The sequence below is a fragment of the Rathayibacter sp. AY1A5 genome (genome assembly GCF_002930875.1).
In the GTDB taxonomy this organism is placed as follows: domain Bacteria; phylum Actinomycetota; class Actinomycetes; order Actinomycetales; family Microbacteriaceae; genus Rathayibacter.
The window spans coordinates 17,463-40,997 of the sequence record NZ_PSTM01000009.1; the positions used below are offsets into that span (position 1 = coordinate 17,463).

Below are 23,535 nucleotides of genomic sequence, written 5' to 3' on the forward strand. Positions count from 1 at the left end.
GCCGTCTCGGCGTCAGCGGCGCGCGTGCGTCAGCAGGTGCGCGCCGGGTAGGCCGCGGTCAGGGCGCCCGCGGTGAGCGAGGCGGCCGGGACCGAGGCCTGACGGGTGGTGAAGGCGGCCGAGGCGCTGGCGCCGGGGGCGGCGGTCAGCGTCTGCGAGGCGCCGAACGGCGAGCGGATGACGACCGAGAGGGGCGTCGTGCCCGTGTTCTTCACCACTCCGGTGAGGACGACCTTGCCCGCGACGCAGCGGGTGGACGCGGTGAGCGTCGAGGTCGGTGCCGTCACCACCACGGTCGCGGTGACCGTGACGGCCGTGGAGCTCGAGAGCCGACGGTCGGCGGCGTTGTAGGCCGTCGATCCGTTCGCGCCCACCCACTGGTTGTCGTTCGCACCGATCGTGCGGACGACTCCGGTGACGGAGTAGCGGCCGGGCGCCGTCGCCACCGCGGAGGTGTTCCAGGTGACCGGCTGCGAGGCGGTGCCCCGGTTGTAGGCGAGCACGACGTCGGCGCGGGCGGGCAGAGCCGCCGCGGCGTCGGTGCCGGAGGCGACCGTCACCTCGCCGAGGTCCGAGCGGACCGCGGAGGCGGCGTCGGCCGAGCGGACCTCGGCGTACTGCCCCGCGGTCAGCGAGACGATGCCGCCGTGCTTGGTCGACGAGGCGAGCGAGAAGCCCGGGTCGGTGAGCTGGGTCCAGCCCGTGTCGAGGTCGTTCGTCACCATCGGCTTGTAGCCGGTCGCGGGGATCACGTCGACGTACAGGTACCAGGTGTCCTCGCCGTGGTCCTTGAACACCGCGGGGCCCTCGACCCCACCGGGGTTGCCGCCGGACCACACCGCGCCGATGCGCGACTGGATCTGCGTCCACGAGGTCGTCGGCAGCCACCAGGTCGCCGAGGTGGTCGACTCCATGTAGATGCCCTTGCCGGTGCCGTTGTCCTTCGAGATCCGGTAGGTCGTGCCGGAGTCCTGGATCAGCGTGGTGTCGATCGTGTCGGCCCCGGTGTCGATGAAGGTGCCGCCGTACGAGTAGGTGGCCTGCGTGAAGTCCGTGGTCGCTCCCCAGAGCACGCGGGAGGATCCGGTGCCCGGCGTGTGCGCCGCGGTCGGGTAGACCGTCGAGGACCAGTAGACGACGAACGCGCCCTTGCCGGGTCCCGCGTAGTCCGGCACCCACGTGGCCTCGGGAGCCCACATCATGCCGGCCTCGAGCTTCTTCGTCCCCGCGGCGTCGAGCGCCACGTCGAACTGGCGGACGTCGCTCCACGACACGAGGTCGCTCGACTCCCAGACGTTCATCTTCGTGCTGCCCTTGGTGGTCCAGTAGCACCAGGTGTCGCAGGTGCTGGGGCCCCGGTCGCCGCCGAAGACGCGGAGGTCCGTGGCGATGATGTAGTACTTCTTCGTGTCGGGGTTGTAGGTCAGGTACGGGTCGCGGACACCGGTGGTGCCGAGGTCGGAGGCCAGGATCGGCTTCGCGCCGTTGAGCGGGTCCCACTTCTCCGGGTCGTCGCCGCGGGAGACGTCGAGGTAGATCTTCTCGGCGTAGCCCTGGGAGTCCTCGACGAAGTGGACCATCATGTAGCCGTAGGGGGTGTCGACGCCGACCTGCGGCTCGACCGTCACGGCGATCGAGCGGGTCTGCACGATTCCGCGGATCGACGCCGTCGCGGTGAGCGTCGAGGCGCGCGCGGCCTGGCCCACGGCGGGGCGGTCGGCGCTGAGGGTGCGGCCGTCGGCCGAGACGCGCAGGGTCGGGTCGCTGGAGGACCAGGTCACCGCTCCCCCGTAGTCGGGCAGGTTCGTGGTCGAGTCGTCGACGGTGAGCGGGGCGACCCCGGCCAGCACGGCGGCGGCGATCGGGGAGAACGTGGAGGCGTGAGGCTTCGCGTCGACGCTCGACACGGCCACCACCTCCGCCCCGGTGAGCGCGCGGTCGTAGACGCGGAACGCCGAGACCTCGCCCGTGTAGAACGGGTCGGGGTACGGTGCTCGGCCGATCGTGTTCAGCGACTGGTCCGCCACCGACGAGGGGCGCAGAGCGGTGGGCGCCGAGGCGACCTGGACGCCGTCGACGAAGAACGAGATCGTGCCGGCGCTGCCGTCGATCACCGAGGTGAGGCTGTACCAGCGGTCGGCGGTCAGGGCGGAGGCGCTGCGGGCGTTGTTCTCGCCGTTCCCTCCGCTGGTCGTGATCGCGGTGCGCACCCGGTCGCGGACGGACGCGAACCAGTACTGGTTCGTGCTGTCGCTGCCGATGTTCCACAGGAAGTGGAAGTTCGAGAGCATCGACGCGTCGGCGCGGGTCTCGATCGTGACGGTGGCCGACGAGCGACCGGTCAGCAGGTTCGCGGGCAGCTGCACCCAGGGGGCGGTGGTGCTGCTCTTGGGGCCGCCGGTGAGGCGGAGCGACGTGCCGGTCCAGAGCGCGTCGGTCGCGTTGCGGACGGTGGCGGCTCCCACGCCTCCGCTCACGGTGTTCGGGACCGTGCTGCCGGTGGTCTGCGTGAACCGGTAGTCGGCGAGGAGGCCCTGCTGCGGGATCACGGCATCGGCCGCCTGCGCGGCCGGAGCCGGGGCGACGAGGCCCGAGAGCAGCACTGCTCCGAGGCCGAGCGCGGCGAGCGCTGCGCGCAGCGGCGCTCGCCGCGCGGGTGTGGTGGTGGGGGGCATGGTGCTCCTTCGGTGGAGTGGTGCGGTTCGGGGAGGGGGAGAGGATCTCGGGGTGCCGAGCCCTGCTCGGTCGAGCAGCGCCGTCAGGGGCGTGTCGGAACCTGTGTGCGGAGCACGAGGGGCTCGATACGCCGCTGGGCGGCTGCTCGACAGGCAGGGAGGGGCAGCCGCTCGACCGGCACGAGGGATCAGCCGCCGGGGTTCATGTCGGTGTACCCGGTGGTCGGGGCGGTGGTGCCGAGTGCCGCGAGGGTGGGCGCCCTCCGCATCACGACGGGGTTGCCCGGGCTGTCGCGACCATGGAGCAGTCGCCGTCGTGGAACTCGATCGCGGGGTCGGCGGTGTCCGGCGCGATCGGGTCGGTGGAGGTCGGCTCGCCGAGGGCGACGGCCGGGGAGGCGGCGGTGTAGGGCAGCGGAGCCACCGCGGCGAGGAGGATCAGCAGCCCGGCCGTGTGGTGGCGCCGGAGCCCCGCGGATCGGGGGAGCTCGGCGTCGACGGGCGTCGATGCGGTCGTCATCGTGACTCCATCGTCAAGGGGCGGCGTGGGGCCCGGAGGCGCACCGTGAGCGGCGCGCCCCCGGGGGCTGGGGGGCTGCGGAGAGGCGCCGGAGGGCGCCAAGGGGAGAGGCCCGGTGGACCTCGGAGAAGAACTCGCCGTGACTCGCAGGATCCGGCGCGACCTCCACCTCGAGGCCTCCGACGCCGCCAGCTGCACGGTTTGTTCACGGTAACAGGGCGTCTGCGCAAACTCAACGGCCCCCGTGAGCGGGGGTGGCATCACTTCACGGCGCCTGCGGTCCGCGCGGTCGCTTTCGTCACGGAGGAAGGATCCGCGGCGCCCCGTGGAACGGCGCAGGCGACGTGGGCCGGATCGGACGTTCGTCGTGAGTCGTGATCAGCACCGCCGTCCCGAGCCGCCGCCCTCGGCCCTCCACCGTCGCTCGGGCCTCCGCCGCCGCTGTCAAGAGGGGAGAGACGGGCCGCGCCCCTCGCCTAGGGTGCCGGGATGCCCCGCACCCGGACGTCCCGCGCCGCCCTCGCCTGGCGGGAGGCGGTCACCGGCTCGCGCCTCATGCTCGCTCTCAAGACGGCGCTGGCGGTCGGCATCGCCTGGGCCGTCGCGCCGCTCGCTCCCGGAGTCGCGGAGCAGTACCCGTACTACGCGCCGCTCGGCGCCCTGGTCAGCATGTACCCGACCCTGATGGGCTCGGTCCGCACCGGACTGCAGACCCTGCTCGGCCTGGCGGCGGGGATCGGGCTCGCCGCCCTCGTGGTGGCCACCGTCGGCCCGACCTGGTGGACGATCCCGCTCGTCGTCGGGATCGGCGTGGTCCTCTCGGGGACGGGGTGGTTCGGCGCGGGCCGCGAGTACGTGCCGATGGCGGCCCTCTTCGTGCTGATCATCGGCGGGGCCGACGCCGAGGACTACTCCCTCGGCTACCTCGTGCAGATGGCGGTGGGCGTGGTGGTGGGGCTGCTGGTGAACGTGGTCGTCGCCCCTGGGCTCACCGTCGAGGCGGCGTCCGCCCGGGTCGACGCGTTCCAGCGCGAGCTCGCGGAGCACCTGCGCCAGCTGGCCGCCGCGCTCGAGGAGACGTGGCCGCCCGAGCACGAGGCGTGGGCGCGCAACGGCGAGGAGCTGGCCCGGACGGCGGAGGAGGTCCGCGCGGCCCTCGCGGACGCGGACGAGAGCCGCAAGGGCAACCCGCGCGCGCTGCTGCACCGGCGCGACTCCCGACCCGACCACCTCCGCCTCGAGACGCTCGACGCGATCCTCTTCCACGTCCGCGATCTGAGCGGCGCCCTCGCGGACACCATCTGGGAGCGGCCGGGCGCGCTCCCGTTCGATCCGGCCCTCGGCCCGCCGCTGAGCGAGGCCTGCCGGGCGGTCGCCGACGCGATCGACCGCGATGACGCCGGCTCCCCCGCCGCGCACCGGGCGATCGGGGGCGCGGCCCGCGCGATCCGGCACCTCGTGCAGGTCGTCGACGAGCGGACCGCCGCGACCTCCCGGACCCTCGGGCCCGGCGTCCTCGCGGCGATGCACCTCCGCCGCGTCCTGGTGCGCCTGCAGCACGACGGCGCGGAGCCGCAGGAGGAGTGAGGGCTGGCGCCTCCTGCCCCATACTGATATGGTGATGGGACATCAGGAGGACGGGGACGACGTGGAGCGGACGGTGACGACGACGAGCCTCCGTGGTCGCACGCCGGAGCGGGTGACCACGGAGGCTCGTCTGGCCGTCGGGCAGGCGCTACTCGCAGACGAAGAAGGCGACCTCCACGTAGCCCATCGTCTGCGAACGGGTGTCGACGTCGGAGTTCTCGACGGTCACGCCGGACGCGGCGAAGCTGCTGCCTCCTGCGCCCGTCGACGCGTTGGCCGCGTAGGAGCCGCCACCGCGCACCCACAGGGAGGTGCCGCCGCCGGCACCGCCGAAGTAGCCGCCGCCGCCACCACCGGACGCGTAGGTCACCTGGCGGCTCGCGTTCGTCCTGGCTGCGCCGGCACCGCCGTCGCGCCCGGAGCCCGGGCTGCCGAGAACCGTCTCGGTCACGTTCACCGTCGTCACACCGGGCTGCCCCGGCCCGGTCTGGCTTCCGCCAGTGCTCCGGGCCTGCTCGGTGGAGCCGGTGCTGCTGTCCGCGCGCGAGACGGCGCTCTCGTAGCCGGAGCCGCCGACGGGACCACCGGACCCCGCGTTCGGCCCGACGCGGGCGGACCGGGTGAAGTCGTTCGAGGTGAAGCCGGCTGCGCTACCGCCGCCGCCGCCCGCGATGACGAGCAGGGAGCCCGCGGCGGTGATCCCGCTGGCCCCGCCCCCTCCTCCGGAGCCGATGTAGCCCGGAGTGCCCGGAGCCCCGCCGTTGCCGAGCCCCCGGCCGCCGGCCTGGTTGCTGCCGCCCGAGCCCGCGGTGATGACGATCTCGGACGCTCCGCCGAGCGCGTCGACGGGGATGGTGCCCGTCACCCGCGCACCGGCGCTGGTGACGTCCGACCCGGTGCGGACGCCGCCGCCGTCTCCGCCGACCGCCGTGAAGCGGACCCACTGGGTTCCCGCGGGCACGGGGATCGTCCGGGCCGCGAGCGCGGTGGTCGAGGTGGCGTCGATGCGCTGCGCGTCCTGCAGGGCGCACTGGGGGGCGGTTGAGGCCGACGCCATCGGAGCGGCGATCGAGGCGGCCACAACAGGAATCGCCCATGCGGCGCCCTTCACCACGGTTCGGCGCTGGGTCAGACGATCGGGGGCGCCGGTCGGCGTGCTGGTGTCTTCGTTCTGCATCGGAGTCCTTCTGTCATCGTGCACCCCTGGGTATCGGGGGCAGAGTCGGGTGAGAGGCGCGGGAGGATGCCCGTGCCGCTCCGACAGAGTCGCCTGCTCCGCGACGGGGCACGCCGCTCGAGGCCGCTCTGGCGCGAACCTGCCCTGAGGCGGCGCGCCGCGCCTCCCGCGCCTCATCCTCAGCAGCTTCTCCGCACCGCCGACCAGTCGTGCACGACGTCGCAGATGCCCCGTCGGACTCGCCGATACGGACCCTCCGAGCGGGCGGCCCGACTCGCGAGCACCCTGGACCGAGCGGCCCGGAGAGCCCGCGACGGCCGAGCGCAGAACCCGACGTCAGTCCGTCGCCGGCCCGCGACGGCCGAACGGGCAGCCCGGCATCAGCCCAGCGCCAGCCCGGCGTCAGCCCGCGTCGGCGAGCAGCGCCTCGCGGTCGAGCCGCTTCGCGTAGCAGCGCGCGCTCGGCTCGTCGCCCCAGTAGCCGTAGCCCGCGATCGGGTCGTAGCCGGCGCTCGCGTAGAGCGCCATCGCCTCCGGCTGCTCCGTGCCGGTGACCAGTCGGAGCAGCTCCACGCCCTCGCGGGCCGCCAGCCGCTCGACGCCGGCGAGCAGCACACGGCTGAGCCCGCGGCCCCGCGCGGCGCTCACCACGAACATCCGCTTGATCTCGCCGATGCCGTCCTCGACCGCGAGCGCCACGGAGCCGACGAGCCCGCCGTCGACCTCGAGCAGCAGGGTCGGAGCGTCGGCGGGCGGACGCGGACCGGTGTCGTCGCCGCCGTAGCGGGCGAGGAGGTCGGCCTCCTGCAGGGCGAAGAGGTCCGTGGCGGCCGGGTCTCCGGCCGTGGTCTCGATCAGGCGGTGCACGGCACGATGCTACGGCGCGGCGGCGAGCCCCGCGGCGATCCCGGTCAGCTGCTCGAGCACGACCCGCACGGCCGAGCGCTCCAGCGTCTCGGGTCGGGCGAGGCAGTCGATGTGGCGGCCGAGCCCCGGGATCCCGAGCGGCCGCAGCACCACCTCCGGCGTGCGCCGCAGGTCGGTCGTGTACCGCGGCAGCAGCGCGACGCCGTCGCCCGCCGACACGACCGCCGCCGCGACCAGGAAGTCGTTGATCCGGTGCGGGATGCGCGCGTCGCCGCCCGCGAGGACCGCGATGGCGTCGATCGCCCGCTCCAGGGGGAAGCCCTCGTGCACCGCGACCCACTCCTCGTCGCGGAGGTCGGCGGGACGGACGACGTCCTTCGCGGCGAGCGGATGGTCGCGCCGCAGCGCGAGGTCGAGCGGCTCGAAGAGGAGGGGCGTGGAGCGCACGGTCCCGGGCCACTCGGCGCTGCCGGCGAGCCGGTGCGCGACGACCAGGTCGTGGTCCGCGGTCAGCCCGGCGAAGGCGCTCTGCGCCACGTCGAAGTCGGCGAGCGCGACACCCGGCAGACCCGGTGCGCGCAGCGCCTCCAGCAGCGGACCGAACATCGCCAGCCCCGCGCTGTGGAACGCGGCGACCGAGACCGTGCCGCTCGGCTCCCCCTCGAAGTCCGCGACCGCCCGGGCCGCGCGTTCGAGCGCCACCTCCACCTCGACCACGGCCGCCGCGAGAGCGCGGCCGGCGGGGGTCAGCGCGGTCCGGCGCCCGTCGCGGAAGGTCAGCGCCGTCGGGGTGCGGCGCTGCAGCGCGCTGATCTGCTGCGAGACGGAGGAGGGGGACACCCGCATCGCGGCGGCGACGGCGGCGATGCTCCCGCGCTCGCCGAGCTCCCGCAGAGCCCTGAGCTGTCCGAGTTCCATGAGTTCCAACTTACGCGTCGGCGAAGAAGATGCAGTCTTGTCCTGCGGGTCTCCGTGCCGCCACGATGAGCCGTGCGCGCTCTCTTCTCCCGCTTCCGGGTCGACCTCCTCCTGCTCGTGGTCGCCGCCTCCTGGGGCTCGACCTACTTCGCGGCGAAGGAGCTCGTCACCGACTCCAGCGTGATGGCGCTGCTCGGCTCGCGGATGACCCTCGCCGCGCTGTGCCTGGCCGTGATCGTCGCGGCGCGGCGGCACCGGATCACCGCGGCGGAGTGGCGGGTCGGCGTGACCATCGGGGCGCTGCTCGCGACGATCTTCGCGCTCGAGACCTACGGCATCGCCGGCACCTCCGCCACCAACGCGGGCCTCATCATCAGCCTGACGATCGTGATCACGCCGATCCTCGACTCCGCCGTCTCGAAGCGCCGGCTCCCGGGCCGCTTCCTGCTCGCATGCCTCGTGGCGGTCGTCGGAGTCGCGCTGCTCGCGGGCAACGGCGCCCTCCGCCCGCTCTCCCCCGGCGACCTGCTGATCCTCGGCGCCGCCGTCGTGCGGGCCGTGCACGTCACGTCGATGCACCGCCTCTCGGCGCGGGCGCCGATGGACTCCCTCCGCCTGACCACGGTGCAGCTCGGCACCTGCGCCGTCGTCTTCAGCGCCGCGTCGCTCGTCGTCGGCGTGCCGATCCCCGAGTACGTCGCGGGGCTCGACCCCGTGGGCGCCGGCCTGTTCCTCTACCTCGTCCTGGTCTGCACCGTCTTCGGCTTCCTCGTGCAGACGTGGGCGGTCCGCCGCACCTCGCCCTCCCGCGTCAGCCTGCTGCTGGGCACCGAGCCGGTGTGGGCCGCGGTCGTCGGAGTCGCGCTCGCCCGCGATCCGATCGCGCCGGTCGGCTTCCTCGGCATCGCGCTGATCCTCGTGGGCACGGCCTGGGGCCGCTCCCTCGAGCAGCGGACGGCGCCCGACGTGCCGACCGCGGCGGCCGCTCCGGAGGCGCTGCTCGCCCCCGAGCCGGAGGACGAGCAACGGCGTCCCGTCGAGCGGTAGCCGGGTCAAGGGACTCGCGTGCGGCGTCCCGATGTGGGGGAATCGGGTCGGGAGGCGTCCGCCGCGGGCGCCGCCGGAGGAGGATCCATGTCGCTCAGCGTGCTGTTCATCGGCGGGACGGGCATCATCAGCGCCGCCTGCGTCCGCGAGGCGCTGCGGCTCGGCCACGACGTGACCGTGCTGAACCGGGGGCGGACGTCGCTCCGCCCGCTGCCCGAGGGCGTCCGCGAGGTGCAGGCCGACGGCCGCGACCGCGACTCCGTCACCGCCGCCCTCGGCGACCGGAGCTTCGACGCCGTGATCGACTTCGTCGCCTTCACGCCCGAGCACGTGCAGCAGGACATCGACCTGTTCGCCGGCCGCACGGGCCAGTACGTCTTCATCAGCTCGGCCTCGGCCTACCAGAAGCCGCCGCGCAGCCTCCCGGTCACCGAGTCGACTCCGCTCCGGAACCCCTACTGGCAGTACTCCCGCGACAAGATCGCGTGCGAGGACCTGCTCGTGGCCGAGTACCGCACGAGCGGCTTCCCGGTCACGATCGTCCGCCCCTCGCACACCTACGACCGGATTGCGCTGCCCGTCGACGGAGGCTGGACCGTCGTCGACCGGATGCGGCGCGGCCAAGAGGTGGTCGTCCTCGGCGACGGCACCTCGCTCTGGACGCTCACGCACGCCGACGACGTCGCCGTCGGCCTGGTCGGGCTTCTCGGCGCCTCCGCCGCGATCGGCGAGGCCTTCCACATCACCGGCGACGAGACCCCGACCTGGGACGAGATCCACCACGACCTCGCCGCTGCGGCCGGAGTCGAGCCGCGCCTCGTGCACGTCGCCTCCGACGCGATCGCCGCGGCCGACCCCGAGCTCGGTGCCGGGATCATCGGCGACAAGGCGCACTCGATGGTGTTCGACAACGCGAAGATCCGCCGCCTCGTCCCGGCCTACTCCCCCTCGGTGCGCTTCAGCGACGGCGCCCGCGAGATCGTGGAGTGGTACGACGCCGACGAGTCGCGCCGCGTGGTCGACGAGCGGATGAACGGCCTGTTCGACGCGCTGATCGAGCGGTACCGGCCGCGCCCGCTGTGAGGGTCGGGCGGGGGGTGCGCGAGTCCGCCGACTCCGCCCCTCCCGCCGCTGCGCCCCGCTCCGCTCCTCCGCCCGCGCCGGCGCCCCCGCTCAGCCGATCGGCTCGAGCCGCACCAGGAACCCGCCCGGCACTCCCGGCTGCAGCTCCTGGTACTCGGACGGCACGCGGTAGGCGCCCTCGCCGACCGCGGTCACGGTGAAGGCGACGTCCGTGCGCGTCCCCGCGAGGAAGACGGTGTAGACGTCGGTGCCGTCCTCGGCGGTGCGCTTCCCGGCCGCCGCGCCGACCCAGCGGTGCCCGCCCGGATCGGCCGTCGCCGTCTCCCCGAGGGTCGCGTCGATCGCGGCCGGGTCGACGCCCACGGTGCGGATCCCGTCCTGGCACTCGCGCCAGACGCCCGTGAATCCCGGATCGGGGTCGGAGTAGCAGAACATCATCGACCCGTCGGGCGCGACGTGCAGGTCGCCGTAACCGCCGACCACCGGCCCGGAGACGGGGGCTGTCGTGGGCCCGGTCGTCGGCTCGGGGTCGGCCGGCGCGGTGCACCCGGCGAGCGCGAGGACGAGCACCGCCACCGCTCCCGCTCGCCACCTCATGTGCGCAACCTACTGGAGCCGCGCCCCCGCCCGTCCGTGTGCCGGGCCGGGAGTCCGCCGGGAGGCGGCCCGCCCTCAGACCAGCCGGCGGCCGCTGAAGCGGTCGACGGGGGCGTCGTGGCGCATCGCCCGCTCGTACATCCGCCGGAACGGCTCGGTGAGCAGGCCGTTCGTGCGGTCCAGCGAGTCCTGCCAGGCCACGATCTCCCCCAGCTGCGCGGCGAGATCCGCGCGGAGGGCCGCCTCGTCGACGGTGGTCGAGACGCCCTTCGAGACGACGATCCGGCCCGCGACGATCACGGTGTCGATCGACGAGCCGTTCTCGGAGTAGACGAGCTGGTTCTCGAGCCGCTGGCGCGGGGTGAAGTTCAGCGTCTCGAGGTCGTAGACGACGAGGTCGGCCTGCTTGCCGACCTCGATGCTGCCGGTGACGCCGTCGAGCACGGCGCTGCGCGCGCCTCCGATCGTTCCGGCCGTGAGCACCTCGGACACGGTCGGCCAGGTGGCGATGTCCGGATCCGTGACCTTGTGCAGGAGCGCCGCGGCCTTCACGACGTCGAGCATGCGCGGCGAGTCGCTGCTCGAGCAGCCGTCGGTGCCGAGGCCGAGGTTCACGCCCGCGTCGTGCAGCGCGCGCCACGGGGCGATGCCCGAGCCGAGCTTGAGGTTCGAGATCGGGTTGTGCGAGACGGACGTGCCGGCGGCGGCGATCCGCTCCATGTCGGAGTCGGTGAGCCAGATCCCGTGGGCGAAGGTCGTGTTCGGCGAGAGCGCGCCGATCCGCTCCATGTACTCGACCAGGGTCGAGCCGTAGGACAGCTCCCCGGTCACCAGCTGCGTCTTCGTCTCGAGGACGTGGATATGGCACTCCGCCCCGTGCTCGAGCGCCAGCTCGGTCGCCCCCACGAGCAGCTCGGGCCCGCAGCGCTGAGGAGCGGACGGCGCGACCATGTAGCGCAGCCGACCGCCTCCCCTCCCGTGCTGGGTCGCGAACGCCTCGCGGCTGAAGGCGAGGTAGCCCTCCGTCGTCGGGCGCGACGCCGACCGCGCCTGGTCGAGGATCTCCGCGGGCACGTACTCCTCGAGGAACGGCATCGTCTCGTGGAAGGGCCTGCTGATCACGTGGCCCGAGATGTTGGCGCGGACTCCGATCTCGTCGTACGCGTCGAAGACCGCGGCGAGCTGCTCCGCGTCCTGGTCCGGGTTCTCGAGCACGTCGTCGACCAGGGTCGTGACCCCGGCCTTCAGCGCTTCGAGGGCGAAGAGCGACGAGCGCAGCCGCACCAGATCCGGAGCGACGCGGCTGTTCCCGAGGATCGGGTACGACAGCAGCATCCACAGCTCGAGCGGCAGGTTGTCGTAGCGGCCCTTGTAGAGGTACTCCCACGAGTGGGTGTGGGCGTTGATGAAGCCGGGGACGACCAGGCGGTCGCGCCCGTCGATCACCTCGTCGCCCGGCTCGGGGACGAGGCCCGGGCCGATCGCGACGATCAGCTCGTCGACGATGCGGATGCTCGCCGTGATCGGGACGGCGCCCGAGACCGGGTCCATGGTGATCACGGCGGCGTCGGAGAGGAAGAGGGGCATGGCGGTTCCGTTCGTGGTGCGGGGTGGGACGGGGCGGGCCGACTCGCGAGGGGGCCGGCCCGCGGAGGGGCTCGGGCTCAGCCGCGGACGGGCTCGGGCTCCGCGGCGACCGGCGCGGCCGACTCCCGGCGCTCGACCCAGGCGGGAGCGTCCCGGCCGAGCAGGAGGTAGGCGATGCCGGCCGAGACTCCGCCCGCGAGCCACGAGACGTCGACGCCGCCGAGGGCGGTCGCGGCCGGACCCTGCAGGGCGGGCACCGAGCCGTTCATGAACAGCCAGGTCAGGGTCGCGCCGATCGCGAAGGAGAGCAGCGCCCGCCAGCGGACGTCCGGCAGCAGCGGCGAGCCGACGGGGGCGAACAGGTGCCCGAAGGAGCGGACGCGCGGCTCGAACACGGTGTAGTGCACCAGCACGATCGCACCCCACGGGGCGACCCAGCCGACGAGGCCGACCAGCCACGCGTCGAGCGTGGTGGCGAGGTCGTCCTGGAAGACGAAGAACACCGCGGCCGCGAAGGCCAGGACGCCGACGATGAGGCTGAGCGCGCGGCGCCCGAGCCGGATGTCGAGGGCCTGGGTCGCCATGCCGAACGAGTAGATGTTGAGGACGTTGGTCGCGATCGGACCGTGCACCACCAGGAGCAGCACGGGGATCGCGAGGGCGCCGAAGTTCTCGACGATCAGCTCCCCGGGATCCACGGAGCCGTTCTTCGTCGCGAGGGTCGCGCCGAGGACGCCGAGCCAGACCACCGGGATGAACTGGCCGAGGACGCTGGCGAGGTAGAGCCCCCGCTTCGAGGAGCGGGGTCCGACGAAGCGGGAGTAGTCGCCGGCGTAGGCGAGCCAGGTGAGGCCCCAGCCGATGCCGATGGCGGTCATCACGATGGACATGGCCGCGATGCGGTCGCCTCCGGTGAGCGCGCCCTCCGCGGGGCCGGCGTAGGACCAGTCGATGTCGAGGAAGAACCAGGCGACGACCGACATGATCGCCAGCACCAGGAGGGTCGGCGGCACGGTCCAGCGCTCGAAGGCGGCGATCGCGCGGTAGCCGAGGAAGGAGATCGCGACCTGCACCGCCATGATCACCGCGGCCACCGCGATCTTCCAGCCGACGTTCGCCTGCTCCGGGTCGACGACGCCGACGGAGCCGAGGAGCGCGATGACCAGGTCGAGGACGATCCAGGTGTTGATGGCGCACCAGCCGATCACGACCACGGCCTGGATCGCGGCCGGGACGTAGTTGCCGCGCCGGCCGAAGATCGCCCGTCCCACGAGCATCCCGGTCGCCCCCGTCCGCTGGCCGAGGAGGACGAAGAAGCCGAACACCGCCATCCCGACGACGTTGCCGAGCACGAGGACGGTGACGGTGTCCGCCAGGCCGAGGCCCATGTTCACGCCGAGGGCGCCGAGCACCCAGTTGATGGGGGCGATGTTGGCGCCGGCCCAGATCCAGAACTGCCCGTCGAGCCGGGCGGTGCGCCGGGAGTCGGGCAGGGGACTCAGCGCGTCCTCGGCGTCGGCGGTGCCGTGCAGGGTGTCGGTGCTCATGGCGGATCCTCTCGGGGAGGGGGATGAAGGGGAGGGCGGGGCGCCCGGTGAGGCTCCACTCTCGTGCGGACCCGTTTCGGGCGGCGCGTCCGCGTGTAAATTCGCCGTGACGCGAGAGGACGTTCTGTATGGCCTACCTGCTGTCGGACGCGATGCGGGATCCGCGCCTCGCCGCCATGCTCCCGGTGGTGGCCGCCGGGCACGCGGCCGCCGAGCGCGCCGTGATCCGCTGGGCCCACACGAGCGAGCAGCTCGACATCGCGCCCCTCCTCCTCGGAGGCGAGCTGCTCCTGATGGAGGGCGCGCTCCTCTCGACCGACCAGGACCCGGCGGAGTGCCGCGAGTACGTGCGGTCTCTGGTGGATGCGGGAGTCGGCGCCCTCGCTCTCGAGCTCTCGCCGCGCCTGCCCGCGGTGCCGCCGCCGATCGTCGCGGCGGCCGACGAGCTCGGCCTCCCCGTGCTCGCCCTGCCCCGGCGCGTCCCCTTCGTGCAGGTCTGCGAGAGCATCAACACCCACCTCACCGAGCAGAAGTTCCGGAGCATCCGACTGGCGGACAGAGTGTCCGGTCTGCTGGCCGACGCAGCCTCCGGGGACGCGGGCGTCGACGAGCTCCTGCAGGTCGTCGCCTCCGCGACGGGCGCCTCCGCCTCGCTCGTCTCGCTCACGGGCGACGAGATCGCCCGCGCCTCGCCCGGGCCGGGCGTCGACACGGAGCCGACGGCCGGGACGTTCTCGAACGTGCTGCACGCGGGCGACTCCCTCCTGGGCACCCTGCATCTGCGGGCCCACGCCGACGCCGACCTCCACGCCGTCGCCGTCGCGCTCGACCGGGCGCCGGACGTCCTCGCGATCGCCGTGCTCCGGCACCGCCCGCCGTCGGTCACCGAGCGGCTGACCGCCCAGCTCTTCGCGATCGCATCTGTCGAGCGCGCGGACCCGGCGGCCGACCTCCAGATCGACGCCTTCCTCGGCCGCCTCGGCGCCGGATCCCGGGAGCGCTACCTCGGCGTCCGGGCCGACACCGGTCACGACGACCGGCGGCTCCGCGCTCTGCTCCGCCTCCTGACGGGCGCGGGAGCGGATCCCGGCCCGGTGCTCTGCGTGGTCGGCTCCGAGCTGCTGGCGCTGCTGCCGTTCGCCACCGCCGCCGCGATGGAGGAGGGCCGGACGGAGCTCCTGCGCCTCGGCGCCGCCCTCGACTCGGACGCTCTGCTCTGCGTCGGAAGCGGGCTCGGCGGGCAGGAGCGGGTGCCCCGGGAGCTGGCGGAGGTGCGCGGCGCGCTCGAGTGGGCGCCCGCAGGCGGAGTCGTCGACTCGCGCCAGTACCGCCTGGAGCGGTTCGCGAGCTCCCTGCAGGACGATCCGGAGGCGGACGGCCTCGTCGAGGAGGTGCTCGGGCCCCTGCGCGCCCAGCGCGGCGAGCTGCTCGCCACCCTCGAGACCTTCGCGTCGCTGTGGGGGAGCAAGACGGCGACGGCGTCCGCGCTCGGCATCGGCCGGCAGACCCTCTACGACCGGCTCGCGCGGATCGAGGAGCTGATCGGCCCGCTCGACTCGTCGCCGGCCCGCGCCCGGGTCGTCATGACCGCCGTCTTCCTGCACCGGGCGCGCGCGGCGCTCCCGGCGGGCTCGCCGCCGGTCGGGCGGACGTTCCCGCCTCCCGCCGAACGCTGACGCGGCCGGACGGGATCGACCGGCTCAGGCGGGCAGCAGCTCCGCGACGAGCGCCTGCACGCGGGCCCTGATGTCGTCGCGGATCGAGCGGACCTCCTCGAGCGGTCGGCCCTTCGGGTCGGCGAGGTCCCAGTCCTCGTAGCGCTTACCGGGGAAGACGGGGCAGACGTCGCCGCAGCCCATCGTGATCACGACGTCGGAGGCCTGGACCTGCTCGGTGGTCATCAGCTGCGGGACGGCCTGCGAGATGTCGATGCCCTCCTCCGCCATCGCCTCGATCGCGATCGGGTTGATGCTGTCGCCGGGCTCGGAGCCGCCGGAGCGGACCTCGACGGCGCCGCCGGAGAGGGCGCGGAGGTAGCCGGCGGCCATCTGCGAGCGGCCGGCGTTGTGGATGCAGACGAAGAGGACGGTGGGGGCGGCCATCGGGGCTCCTGGTGTCGAGGGGCGGTGCTCGGAGGAGCACGGGGCGAGGGTAGCGCGCCCGGGCGAACGGCTCGCGCGCCTGCGGAGCCGGAGGAGACTCCGACGGCCGGGTCGGGAATATACCCCCCGGGGGTATGTTGCACCCCCCTGGACCGAACCGGAGGAGACACCATGACCGACCACGCCCACCACCACCCGACCACCTGGCGCGCCGCCGCCCTCGCGACCCTGCACTGCCTGACCGGCTGCGCGATCGGCGAGGTCCTCGGCATGGTGATCGGCTCCGCCCTGGGGCTGCCCGCCCTGACGACGGTCGCCCTCTCGATCGTCCTCGCGTTCGTGTTCGGCTACGCGCTCACGCTGCGGGGCGTGCTCCGCTCCGGAGTGACGTGGCGCGCCGCCGTCGGCATCGCCCTGGCGGCCGACACCGTCTCGATCGCCGTGATGGAGGTCGTCGACAACACAGTGGTGCTCGCGATCCCCGGAGCGATGGACGCGGGGCTCTCGTCCGGCCTCTTCTGGGGCTCGCTCGCCGGCGCCCTGGCCCTGGCCTTCGTCGTCACGACCCCGGTGAACCGCCTGCTCATCTCCCGCGGCCGCGGCCACGCGGTCGTCCACGGCCTGCACGGCTGAGCCGCGCGGGCCTCGACAGGGCGCCTGCGGCGGCTGCTCGACCAGCAGGAGGCGCGTGCCGATCGAGCCGCCCGGGCCGCGGGCGCCGCGAGATCCCGCCGGGCGTCAGCCCTGCAGGCGGCGGTAGTGGCGGTTGCGGACCGAGAGGATCGCGCCTCCGATCACCGCCGCGAGGAACGAGCCGGCCAGGACGCCGACCTTCACGTGGTCGTCGGACTCGCTGCCCGCGCCGAACGAGAGCTCGCCGACGAGCAGCGACACCGTGAATCCGATGCCGGCCACGAACGCCATGCCGATCACGTCCACCCAGCGCAGCGACGGATCCAGGCCGATGCCGCGGAACCGGGTCAGGAGGAAGGTGCTCCCGGCGATGCCGAGCGGCTTGCCGAGCACGAGGCCCGCGATGATGCCCACGGCGATCGAGTCCTGGAACGAGTCGACCAGGCCCGCGACTCCGCCGACCGTCACTCCGGCCGAGAAGAACGCGAAGACCGGCACCGCGACCGCGGTCGAGAGGACGCTCCAGCGATCGGCGAAGTGCGCGGCGAGGCCGTCGTAGACCGGGCGCCCCTCCGCATCCGACCCCACCTGCACCCGGGCGCGCTTCGTCGCGACGACCGGCACGGTGAAGCCGAGCAGCACGCCCGCGACCGTGGCGTGGATGCCCGAGGCGTGCACGAGCGCCCACGTCGCCACTCCGAGCGGGATCAGCACCCACCAGGCGCGCACGCCGCGCTGCACGCAGACCGCGAAGACCGCCAGCGGCACCAGCGCGAGCAGGAGCATCAGCACGTCGATGCCGGCGGTGTAGAAGACGGCGATGATCGTGATCGCGATGAGATCGTCCACCACGGCGAGCGTGAGGAGGAACGTCCGCAGCGCCGGCGGGAGGAAGCGGCCGACCACGGCGATCACCGCGACGGCGAAGGCGATGTCGGTGGCGGCGGGGATCGCCCAGCCGTCCAGCGCGGCTCCTCCGCGGGGCAGGTTCACCGCGGTGAAGATCAGGGCGGGGACGGCCACGCCGCCGACGGCCGCGACGATCGGCACGAGCGCCGTCTTCGGGTCGCGGAGCTTGCCGGCGACGAACTCCTCCTTGAGTTCGAGCCCGACGACGAAGAAGAAGATCGCGAGCAGGCCGTCGGCCGCCCACGACCCGACGCTCAGCTCGAGGTGCAGGGCCTCGGGGCCGAAGCGGAAGTCGCGGACCGCGCTGTAGAGCGCGGACGCGGGGCTGTTGGCGACGATCAGGGCGAGGAGGGTCGCGGTGAGCAGGAACGCTCCGCCGACCGTGTCCTTCTGGAGGGTCTGGCGGAGTCCCCGCCAGATCGAGTGGGGGGCCTGATCGGCGGGCAGGGGCTCGTGCGGCATGAGGGGTTCCGTCCGGAGGGGTGGGTGAGCGCGGGGACGCGGCCGCGGGCTCCGGAGGAGGGGCGGTCGCGGGTCAGCCGCGCGGCGGCGGGCAGCCGGCGATCTCGCCGTGCGCGTTCGTCCCCCACGAGCTGAGCCATCCGTTCGTGCCCGAGGCGCGCTTGGTCAGCAGCTGCCGGGTGGGGTACGCCGCGGCGGCGCGCGCGCGGGCGCGGCTCAGCGGAGGGAGGGTCAGGGGCACCGCACCAGGGTACCGGTGGCACCCGCGAGGGGGCCGGGTGTGCACGAGCGCTCGGAGGAGGAGCCGCCTCTCCCGCTGCCGAGCCTCCCCGCCCCCTCCACTCAGGGGACCTCGTGCCCCGGGCCCGGCTGCCCGCCGAGCAGCGGGCGCAGCGCGGTCGCGACGGCGTCGGCGCGCTCCTCGCCGCCGAACCACGCGTTGCCGGCCCGCACGAGCGGGTAGGCGGCCGCGAGGAGGTCGCGCCCCGCCGGGGTCAGGGCGATCCGGGAGTGACGGCCGCGGCCGCGCTCGGCGCCCCGGTCGAGCAGGCCCCGCTCCGCCAGCCCGGCGACCAGGGCCGTCATGCTCTGCGGGCGGACGCCGACGGCGCGGGCGAGGTCGGCCTGCGTCAGCCCGTCGGCCGCCGAGAGCTGCGCCAGCACGCCGAACTCGACCGGGCTGAGCCCGACCGGCGCGAGCGCGTCGCCGACCCGCCTCGCCAGGTCGCGGGCGGCGCGGATGACCGTCCAGGCGGCGATCGCGTCGACGTCGTCGCGGGTCAGGGAGAACTCCGAGGACATGGACCGAGCGTAGCGGCGTAGTCTTCGAGTATCAGTTAGTTGATACCTAGGAGGAATCATGAGCGACGTGATCGCGATCACCGGAGTCACCGGCGACGTCGGCGGCAAGACATTCGAGCGGCTCGTGGCGGCCGGCGCGCCCGTCCGCGCGATCGTCCGTCGGCCCGAGCAGGCGGCGGCCCTCGCGGCCCGCGGCCTCGACGCGCGGATCGCCGATCTCGGCGACGGGGCCGCACTGACCGCCGCCCTCCGGGGCGCCGACCAGCTCTTCCTGGTCACCGCCGCCACCCCGCGCCAGGCCGAGCACGGCGCCACCGCCGTCCGTGCCGCCCAGGAGGCGGGCGTCCGCGCGCTCGTGCAGCTCTCCGGCGGCGACGCGGCCGAGCACTCGCCGCTCCCCTGGGGCCGCGCGATCTGGCGGACCGACGAGCGGGTGCGCGCCTCCGGGCTGCCCGCGACGATCCTCCACGCCTCGGGCTTCCTGACGAACCTCGAGCCCTCGGCGCCCGCGATCTCGCGCGGCCTGCTCCCGCAGACGATGGGGCGCGGCGTCATCCCGTGGATCGACACCGCCGACATCGCCCGGGTCGCCGCGCACGTCCTCGAGGCGGGAGGGCACACCGGCGCCGAGCCCGTCCTCACCGGACCGGCTCTGCTCGACGGGCCCGGCGCCGCCCGCGAGCTGACCGCGGGGCTCGGCCGTCGCGTCCGCTACCTGCACCTGCCCAGCCGCGTGTTCGCCGCTGTCCTGCGCCTCACCGGCATGTCCGCGTGGCAGGCGGAGGGGCTCCGCCGGCAGTTCGGAGTCGTCGCCCGCCGCGGCCTGGACGGCGTCGACGTGCTCACCGACGAGGTCGAGCGGATCACGGGGACGCCGGCCCGCTCGACGGCCGACTGGGCGCGGTCCCGCCGCTCCGTGCTCCTCGGACGGGAGCAGCCGCGACCCCTGCACGCTCCACCCGGCACCGGTACCCCTACCCGTGGATCCGCCGCAGGCGCATCGTAGGGCTATGAAGCAGATCCAGTACGCCGGCGCGACCTTCCAGGTGGGGGACGCGGTCGCCGACGCGCTCGTCTCCTACGCCTCCGGGCTCGCCGCCCACGGCCGCACCGACAGTGTCGAGCTCCCTGTGCTCGGCGGCGACGGCCACGCGACGGTCGTGACGCTGCTGCTCAACTCCGCGACGAGCCTCTTCGTCTCCGGCGCCGCAGGCCTCCTGCCCGGGCTCGACGAGAAGGCGGTCGCCGCCGACCTCCGCCAGCGGACGCAGTGGCTGGACGCGGTCCCGGCGGTCACCGCCGTGGAGCCGAGCGCTCCGGAGGACCTGATCTGGCTCGAGTTCCCGGAGGTCGCGGCCCTGATGGACCCCGAGACCGGCGCCCACTCCCCCGCGACGCTCCACCTCGTCGAGCACTCGCCGCGGCGCGACTCCCTCGTCTTCACCGTCGTCTACGTCAGCACCCTCGACCGCGACCTGGGCTCGGGGGAGATCCGCCGGCTGCTCGAGACCTGCCGCCGCAACAACGTCGAGCACGGCGTCTCGGGGATGCTCGTCTTCCGCGGCCGCCGCGTGATGCAGCTGCTCGAGGGCGAGGAGTCCGACGTGCGCTCGCTCTACGCGCGGATCCTCGCCGACCCGCGGCACGAGGGAGTGGTCACCGTCTGGACCAGCGTGCACGAGCAGCGCCGCTTCCCGGACTGGTCGATGGGCTTCGACGAGCTCGACCTGCCCGTCGAGCGGCCCGCCTCCTGGCCCGAGCCGGACCTCCCCGAGCAGTCGATCGACGCCGTGGCGGACGACTACCTCCGCCGCCGGTCGGAGGCGCTGCGGAGCGCGCTGGTGAGCAGCGACCCCCTCGTCGCGAGCCTCGCCGTCATCCTGCACGGGCACCGCCCCGAGCGCGTCCTCGAGGGCGGCGCCGGAGTGCGGCTGCGCTGCGCCGAGTGCCGCGCCTTCGACGCCCACGACGGGTACGACTCCTACCCCTGCGCGACCGCGAGGACCGCGATCCAGGCGCTCGAGGCGGCCTGACGCGAGCCGGGCGGCCGTGCGGGATCACCGTCCCGGGGCACTCCGAGCGCACCCCCCTTCCGCGGGTCTGCGCAAGCCCGTCCGCTCGCCCCGGCGCGCCCCTAGGGTGAGGCCATGACCGATCCCGGCGCGGCCCGCCACGACGTCCTCATCATCGGCGGCGGCAACGCCGGACTCTCGACCGCGGGACGGCTGCGGCGCTCCGGAGTGGACGACGTCGCGGTGATCGAGCCCCGGTCGACCCACGTCTACCAGCCGATGCTCTCCCACGTCGCGGGCGGCACCGCACCCGCCTCCGCGGCGACCCGGCCCCAGGGCTCGGTGACGCCGAAGGGGGTCGTCTGGATCCAGGACCGCGTCGAGACGCTCGACCCGGTCGCGCACACGGTCACCCTCCTCTCCGGCCGCACCGTCGGCTACGGGCAGCTCGTCGTCTGCCCCGGGATCCAGAAGGACTGGGCCGCGGTCCCCGGGCTCCAGGAGGCGATGGACTCGCCGTTCGGAGTGTCCAACTACGAGTACGAGTACGCCCGCAAGGCGTCGCAGGTGCTCCGCGAGGTCCGCTCCGGCACCGTCGTCTTCACGCAGCCCGGCGGCCCCGGCACCTGCTCCGGCGCCTCGCAGAAGCCGATGTACCTCGCCTGCGACTACTGGCGCGCGACCGGCGTCCTCGACCGCATCCGCGTCGTGCTCGTCGTGCCGACCCCCACCCTGTTCGGGATGCCGCTGATCGACTCCGAGCTCGAGCGGAAGGTGGCGGAGTACGGGATCGAGGTCCGCTACGGCCGCGAGCTGGTCGAGGTCGACGCGGCCGAGCGGAGGGTCGTCCTCGCCGTCGACGAGCGCGCAACCGCCCTCCCCGGCCCCGACCGCGCGCGGCGCTCGACCGACGGCCCGCGCGAGACGCTGTCGTACGACGTGCTGCACGCCGTGCCCCCGCAGTCGGCCCCCGACTGGCTGGCCGGCACCGGACTGGCCGCCGAGGGCGACGAGGGCGGCTTCGTCGAGGTCGACCCGCTGACCCTGCGGCACCCGCGGTTCCCCGACGTCTGGGGGCTCGGCGACGCGGCGGCCACGGTCAACTCGAAGTCCGGAGGAGCGCTGCGCCAGCAGACCACCACGCTCGCGAAGAACCTCGTCGCCGCGCAGAAGGGCCGCCCGCTCCCCCGCGTGTACAACGGCTACTCCGTCTGCCCCTTCGTGGTCTCGCGGTCGAGCGTGGTGTTCGCCGAGTTCGACGACCGCTACCGCCCGAAGCCGACCGTCCCCTTCTGGACGGGCCTGGCGAAGGAGCGGCGCCTCACCTACCTCGCCGACCGCCGCGTCCTGCCGTGGGTGTACTGGAACCTGATCCTGCAGGGACGGGCCTGAGCGTCCTCTTCCGGACATGTCCGGAAGAGGCGCTTGCCGCTGCCGGAGGCGCTCCCGAGACTGAGGGGTCGGCACCACCGTCCGACGTGCCCCCTCGTCTCCTGGAGGACCCGATGCGGCCCAGCCCGACTCCCGACCGCTCCGGCACCGCGCGATGACGACCGCGCAGGACTGGGGGCCCTCGACCGACGCGGACTCCGCCGGCGGTCCGCCTGCCTCGCGGAGGCAGCGCGTGCGCGCCTGGATGCGCGGCGGCTCCTTCGGGCCGACCGGCCTCACCCGGCGCGGCTGCCTCCTGGTGCTGGCGTCGGTGCTCGTGGTGGCGGTGCCGGTCGTCGCGCTGACGCTCGCGCACGTCGATCCGCACGCGTCGCTCAAGGTCTGGATCCTGGCGATCACGCTGATCGCGCTGGTCGGAGCGCTGCTCCGGGTCGTCGCCGACGCCGGTCCGGACCCGCAGGCCGACCTCGACCGCGCGGGCAAGGCGGTCGGAGCGGTGGCCGCGGCCTACACGGCGCTGGCCGTGATCATCGACTGGGGGATGCTGCACCTCTGAGGCGCGGTCAGCGGGCCTCGTCGCGCGGGTCGTCCGTGCCGTCGGGAGCGCTGCCGATCACGTCCGGTGTGCCGCCGGTGCCGCCCTGCGCGCTCCCGGTCCCGCCCTGCGCCGCTCGCTCGTCCTCGCGCCGGCTGAGCCAGCCCGGGCCCTCGCGCCGCAGCCGCTCCGCCTCCGGACTCGGGACGGGCGGCGCCGCCGGCCGCCGCAGGAGCCGCACCTGCCGGACCGCGCCGAGCACCACTCCGGCGCCGAACAGCGGCAGGCCGAGCAGGAGCACCAGCCACAGCGGCGCGTGCCGGCGTCCGCCGCCGACGACCGCGCCGAGATCCCAGCCCGCGTCCGCCGCCAGCCAGAGCATCCCCGCCACGAAGACGGCGCTCACCAGCGAGAGCGCCCAGGGCTGCGCGAGGAGGAGCGCCTGCGTGCGCTCCGTGCGGAAACCCTTCGCCATGCGCCGATCCTAGGCGGGCGTCAGTCGGCGAGGATCCGGTCGACCAGCCCCTGCGCGTCGCCGTCCGCGGGAACGATCTGCACGGTGTCGCCCTCGATCGGCTGCATCACGGAGAGCGCAGACTCGACCCGGTCGCCCACGCGGAGGAGGAGCCGGGCGTCGACCCCCTCGTCGATGGCCGCCTGGGAGCCGCGGCGCAGGAGGGCGGCGCCCGCCTCGTCGAACCGGACGTCGACGACCCCCGTGCTCGGATCCGCCTCGACCGCGACGACGCCCGCGCGGGTGAAGTCCTCGGGATCGACGAGGACGTCCTGCCCGCCGACCGGGACGCACTGCGGATCGGAGCCGGCCTCGCAGAGCGCCGAGACGGCGACCCCCAGGCCGCCGACCGGCTCCGGAGTGGCGGCCGGGGACGCCGCGGGCGACGACCCGGCGGAGCAGCCGGTCAGGGCGAGCAGGAGGAGCGCGGCGGCTCCGGGGGCGGTGCGGCGGATCACGGGATCTCCTCGGGTCGCGTCGGAGCGCGCCACGATACCGAGGACCCTGCGCGGCGGCCACTCCGCGGCACGGCTCGGGCTGGGCGGCTGCGGCGGGCGGCGGCGGACCGGA

23 protein-coding genes are annotated in these 23,535 nt (G+C 74.2%); 9 read left to right on the forward strand and 14 right to left on the reverse strand.

Annotation, left to right across the window (positions count from 1 at the left end; genetic code table 11):
- Positions 1 to 29: 29 nt before the first annotated feature.
- Both C5B98_RS08055 and C5B98_RS08060 read right to left on the reverse strand, forming a co-directional pair.
- Positions 30 to 2,675: a LamG-like jellyroll fold domain-containing protein gene (locus C5B98_RS08055; protein WP_104257749.1), complete on the reverse strand. Its 2,646-nt coding sequence runs from the start codon at positions 2,673 to 2,675 to the stop codon at positions 30 to 32.
- A 268-nt stretch (positions 2,676 to 2,943) separates the two neighbouring features.
- Complete coding sequence (locus C5B98_RS08060; protein ID WP_104263513.1) at positions 2,944 to 3,195, reverse strand: hypothetical protein; 252 nt, start codon at positions 3,193 to 3,195, stop codon at positions 2,944 to 2,946.
- Positions 3,196 to 3,684: 489 nt separating this feature from the next.
- On the opposite strand from C5B98_RS08060, the gene C5B98_RS08065 reads away from it, so the two are divergent.
- Positions 3,685 to 4,782: an aromatic acid exporter family protein gene (locus tag C5B98_RS08065; RefSeq protein WP_104263512.1), complete on the forward strand. Its 1,098-nt coding sequence runs from the start codon at positions 3,685 to 3,687 to the stop codon at positions 4,780 to 4,782.
- Between the two features lie 148 nt (positions 4,783 to 4,930).
- Here C5B98_RS08065 and C5B98_RS08070 read toward each other — a convergent pair whose 3' ends face one another.
- The 3 genes from C5B98_RS08070 to C5B98_RS08080 all read right to left on the reverse strand — a co-directional run bounded on the left by C5B98_RS08070 (position 4,931) and on the right by C5B98_RS08080 (position 7,744).
- Entirely contained in the window at positions 4,931 to 5,959 is a 1,029-nt protein-coding gene (locus tag C5B98_RS08070) for a hypothetical protein (protein ID WP_146076912.1), read from the reverse strand.
- A 402-nt stretch (positions 5,960 to 6,361) separates the two neighbouring features.
- Positions 6,362 to 6,826, reverse strand: a complete 465-nt coding sequence (locus C5B98_RS08075) for a GNAT family N-acetyltransferase (RefSeq protein WP_104263510.1) — start codon at positions 6,824 to 6,826, stop codon at positions 6,362 to 6,364.
- A 9-nt stretch (positions 6,827 to 6,835) separates the two neighbouring features.
- On the reverse strand, positions 6,836 to 7,744 hold the full coding sequence (locus C5B98_RS08080; RefSeq protein WP_104263509.1) for a LysR family transcriptional regulator: 909 nt from the start codon (positions 7,742 to 7,744) through the stop codon (positions 6,836 to 6,838).
- A 72-nt stretch (positions 7,745 to 7,816) separates the two neighbouring features.
- Here C5B98_RS08080 and C5B98_RS08085 point away from each other — a divergent pair, with 72 nt between their 5' ends.
- The gene (locus tag C5B98_RS08085) at positions 7,817 to 8,791 is read left to right on the forward strand and encodes a DMT family transporter (RefSeq protein WP_219814192.1); all 975 of its coding nucleotides are present in this window, start codon (positions 7,817 to 7,819) and stop codon (positions 8,789 to 8,791) included.
- A gap of 87 nt (positions 8,792 to 8,878) precedes the next feature.
- Complete coding sequence (locus tag C5B98_RS08090; protein ID WP_104263508.1) at positions 8,879 to 9,874, forward strand: SDR family oxidoreductase; 996 nt, start codon at positions 8,879 to 8,881, stop codon at positions 9,872 to 9,874.
- Between the two features lie 90 nt (positions 9,875 to 9,964).
- Here the strand turns inward: C5B98_RS08090 and C5B98_RS08095 are convergent, their stop codons facing one another.
- The 3 genes from C5B98_RS08095 to C5B98_RS08105 all read right to left on the reverse strand — a co-directional run bounded on the left by C5B98_RS08095 (position 9,965) and on the right by C5B98_RS08105 (position 13,605).
- Positions 9,965 to 10,471 (reverse strand): hypothetical protein, encoded by a 507-nt coding sequence (locus tag C5B98_RS08095; protein ID WP_146076913.1) that lies wholly within the window; start codon positions 10,469 to 10,471, stop codon positions 9,965 to 9,967.
- A gap of 75 nt (positions 10,472 to 10,546) precedes the next feature.
- Entirely contained in the window at positions 10,547 to 12,058 is a 1,512-nt protein-coding gene (locus tag C5B98_RS08100; protein ID WP_104263506.1) for an amidohydrolase family protein, read from the reverse strand.
- Positions 12,059 to 12,135: 77 nt separating this feature from the next.
- The gene (locus tag C5B98_RS08105) at positions 12,136 to 13,605 is read right to left on the reverse strand and encodes a cytosine permease (protein ID WP_104234359.1); all 1,470 of its coding nucleotides are present in this window, start codon (positions 13,603 to 13,605) and stop codon (positions 12,136 to 12,138) included.
- A gap of 128 nt (positions 13,606 to 13,733) precedes the next feature.
- Here C5B98_RS08105 and C5B98_RS08110 point away from each other — a divergent pair, with 128 nt between their 5' ends.
- The gene (locus tag C5B98_RS08110) at positions 13,734 to 15,281 is read left to right on the forward strand and encodes a PucR family transcriptional regulator (RefSeq protein WP_104263305.1); all 1,548 of its coding nucleotides are present in this window, start codon (positions 13,734 to 13,736) and stop codon (positions 15,279 to 15,281) included.
- A 24-nt stretch (positions 15,282 to 15,305) separates the two neighbouring features.
- On the opposite strand, the gene C5B98_RS08115 is transcribed toward C5B98_RS08110, so the two are convergent.
- Positions 15,306 to 15,707, reverse strand: coding sequence for an arsenate reductase ArsC (locus C5B98_RS08115; RefSeq protein ID WP_104222419.1), 402 nt, complete (start codon positions 15,705 to 15,707; stop codon positions 15,306 to 15,308).
- Between the two features lie 171 nt (positions 15,708 to 15,878).
- On the opposite strand from C5B98_RS08115, the gene C5B98_RS08120 reads away from it, so the two are divergent.
- Entirely contained in the window at positions 15,879 to 16,340 is a 462-nt protein-coding gene (locus C5B98_RS08120) for a DUF4396 domain-containing protein (protein WP_104263306.1), read from the forward strand.
- Positions 16,341 to 16,445: 105 nt separating this feature from the next.
- Here the strand turns inward: C5B98_RS08120 and nhaA are convergent, their stop codons facing one another.
- The 3 genes from nhaA to C5B98_RS08130 form a co-directional block, all read right to left on the reverse strand.
- Complete coding sequence (nhaA, locus tag C5B98_RS08125) at positions 16,446 to 17,711, reverse strand: Na+/H+ antiporter NhaA (RefSeq protein ID WP_104263307.1); 1,266 nt, start codon at positions 17,709 to 17,711, stop codon at positions 16,446 to 16,448.
- Positions 17,712 to 17,784: 73 nt separating this feature from the next.
- Positions 17,785 to 17,952 carry a hypothetical protein gene (locus C5B98_RS16910; protein ID WP_181027217.1) on the reverse strand — a complete coding sequence of 56 codons (168 nt, stop codon included), beginning with the start codon at positions 17,950 to 17,952 and terminating at the stop codon, positions 17,785 to 17,787.
- Positions 17,953 to 18,053: 101 nt separating this feature from the next.
- The gene (locus tag C5B98_RS08130; protein WP_160035578.1) at positions 18,054 to 18,512 is read right to left on the reverse strand and encodes a MarR family winged helix-turn-helix transcriptional regulator; all 459 of its coding nucleotides are present in this window, start codon (positions 18,510 to 18,512) and stop codon (positions 18,054 to 18,056) included.
- 58 nt (positions 18,513 to 18,570) lie between these two features.
- Here C5B98_RS08130 and C5B98_RS08135 point away from each other — a divergent pair, with 58 nt between their 5' ends.
- From C5B98_RS08135 to C5B98_RS08150, 4 genes are all read left to right on the forward strand, one after another.
- The gene (locus C5B98_RS08135; protein WP_104263309.1) at positions 18,571 to 19,518 is read left to right on the forward strand and encodes an NAD(P)H-binding protein; all 948 of its coding nucleotides are present in this window, start codon (positions 18,571 to 18,573) and stop codon (positions 19,516 to 19,518) included.
- Positions 19,519 to 19,522: 4 nt separating this feature from the next.
- Complete coding sequence (locus C5B98_RS08140) at positions 19,523 to 20,545, forward strand: BLUF domain-containing protein (protein WP_104263310.1); 1,023 nt, start codon at positions 19,523 to 19,525, stop codon at positions 20,543 to 20,545.
- A gap of 114 nt (positions 20,546 to 20,659) precedes the next feature.
- Complete coding sequence (locus C5B98_RS08145) at positions 20,660 to 21,916, forward strand: NAD(P)/FAD-dependent oxidoreductase (RefSeq protein WP_104327616.1); 1,257 nt, start codon at positions 20,660 to 20,662, stop codon at positions 21,914 to 21,916.
- 232 nt (positions 21,917 to 22,148) lie between these two features.
- Positions 22,149 to 22,472 (forward strand): hypothetical protein, encoded by a 324-nt coding sequence (locus tag C5B98_RS08150; RefSeq protein ID WP_104305349.1) that lies wholly within the window; start codon positions 22,149 to 22,151, stop codon positions 22,470 to 22,472.
- 7 nt (positions 22,473 to 22,479) lie between these two features.
- Here the strand turns inward: C5B98_RS08150 and C5B98_RS08155 are convergent, their stop codons facing one another.
- Together C5B98_RS08155 and C5B98_RS08160 are read right to left on the reverse strand one after the other, a co-directional pair.
- Positions 22,480 to 22,926 carry a hypothetical protein gene (locus C5B98_RS08155; RefSeq protein ID WP_104247793.1) on the reverse strand — a complete coding sequence of 149 codons (447 nt, stop codon included), beginning with the start codon at positions 22,924 to 22,926 and terminating at the stop codon, positions 22,480 to 22,482.
- 20 nt (positions 22,927 to 22,946) lie between these two features.
- Positions 22,947 to 23,423, reverse strand: coding sequence for a hypothetical protein (locus C5B98_RS08160; protein ID WP_104327617.1), 477 nt, complete (start codon positions 23,421 to 23,423; stop codon positions 22,947 to 22,949).
- Positions 23,424 to 23,535 lie beyond the last annotated feature (112 nt).

Excerpts from the sequence above, each read along its gene's own strand:
- C5B98_RS08055 (WP_104257749.1), bottom strand. The coding sequence starts at position 2,675 with ATGCCCCCCACCACCACACCCGCGCGGCGAGCGCCGCTGCGCGCAGCG.
- C5B98_RS08060 (WP_104263513.1), bottom strand. The coding sequence starts at position 3,195 with ATGACGACCGCATCGACGCCCGTCGACGCCGAGCTCCCCCGATCCGCG.
- C5B98_RS08065 (WP_104263512.1), top strand. The coding sequence starts at position 3,685 with ATGCCCCGCACCCGGACGTCCCGCGCCGCCCTCGCCTGGCGGGAGGCG.
- C5B98_RS08070 (WP_146076912.1), bottom strand. The coding sequence starts at position 5,959 with ATGCAGAACGAAGACACCAGCACGCCGACCGGCGCCCCCGATCGTCTG.
- C5B98_RS08080 (WP_104263509.1), bottom strand. The coding sequence starts at position 7,744 with ATGGAACTCGGACAGCTCAGGGCTCTGCGGGAGCTCGGCGAGCGCGGG.
- C5B98_RS08090 (WP_104263508.1), top strand. The coding sequence starts at position 8,879 with ATGTCGCTCAGCGTGCTGTTCATCGGCGGGACGGGCATCATCAGCGCC.
- C5B98_RS08095 (WP_146076913.1), bottom strand. The coding sequence starts at position 10,471 with ATGAGGTGGCGAGCGGGAGCGGTGGCGGTGCTCGTCCTCGCGCTCGCC.
- C5B98_RS08100 (WP_104263506.1), bottom strand. The coding sequence starts at position 12,058 with ATGCCCCTCTTCCTCTCCGACGCCGCCGTGATCACCATGGACCCGGTC.
- C5B98_RS08105 (WP_104234359.1), bottom strand. The coding sequence starts at position 13,605 with ATGAGCACCGACACCCTGCACGGCACCGCCGACGCCGAGGACGCGCTG.
- C5B98_RS08110 (WP_104263305.1), top strand. The coding sequence starts at position 13,734 with ATGGCCTACCTGCTGTCGGACGCGATGCGGGATCCGCGCCTCGCCGCC.
- C5B98_RS08115 (WP_104222419.1), bottom strand. The coding sequence starts at position 15,707 with ATGGCCGCCCCCACCGTCCTCTTCGTCTGCATCCACAACGCCGGCCGC.
- C5B98_RS08120 (WP_104263306.1), top strand. The coding sequence starts at position 15,879 with ATGACCGACCACGCCCACCACCACCCGACCACCTGGCGCGCCGCCGCC.
- nhaA (WP_104263307.1), bottom strand. The coding sequence starts at position 17,711 with ATGCCGCACGAGCCCCTGCCCGCCGATCAGGCCCCCCACTCGATCTGG.
- C5B98_RS08130 (WP_160035578.1), bottom strand. The coding sequence starts at position 18,512 with ATGTCCTCGGAGTTCTCCCTGACCCGCGACGACGTCGACGCGATCGCC.
- C5B98_RS08135 (WP_104263309.1), top strand. The coding sequence starts at position 18,571 with ATGAGCGACGTGATCGCGATCACCGGAGTCACCGGCGACGTCGGCGGC.
- C5B98_RS08140 (WP_104263310.1), top strand. The coding sequence starts at position 19,523 with ATGAAGCAGATCCAGTACGCCGGCGCGACCTTCCAGGTGGGGGACGCG.
- C5B98_RS08145 (WP_104327616.1), top strand. The coding sequence starts at position 20,660 with ATGACCGATCCCGGCGCGGCCCGCCACGACGTCCTCATCATCGGCGGC.
- C5B98_RS08155 (WP_104247793.1), bottom strand. The coding sequence starts at position 22,926 with ATGGCGAAGGGTTTCCGCACGGAGCGCACGCAGGCGCTCCTCCTCGCG.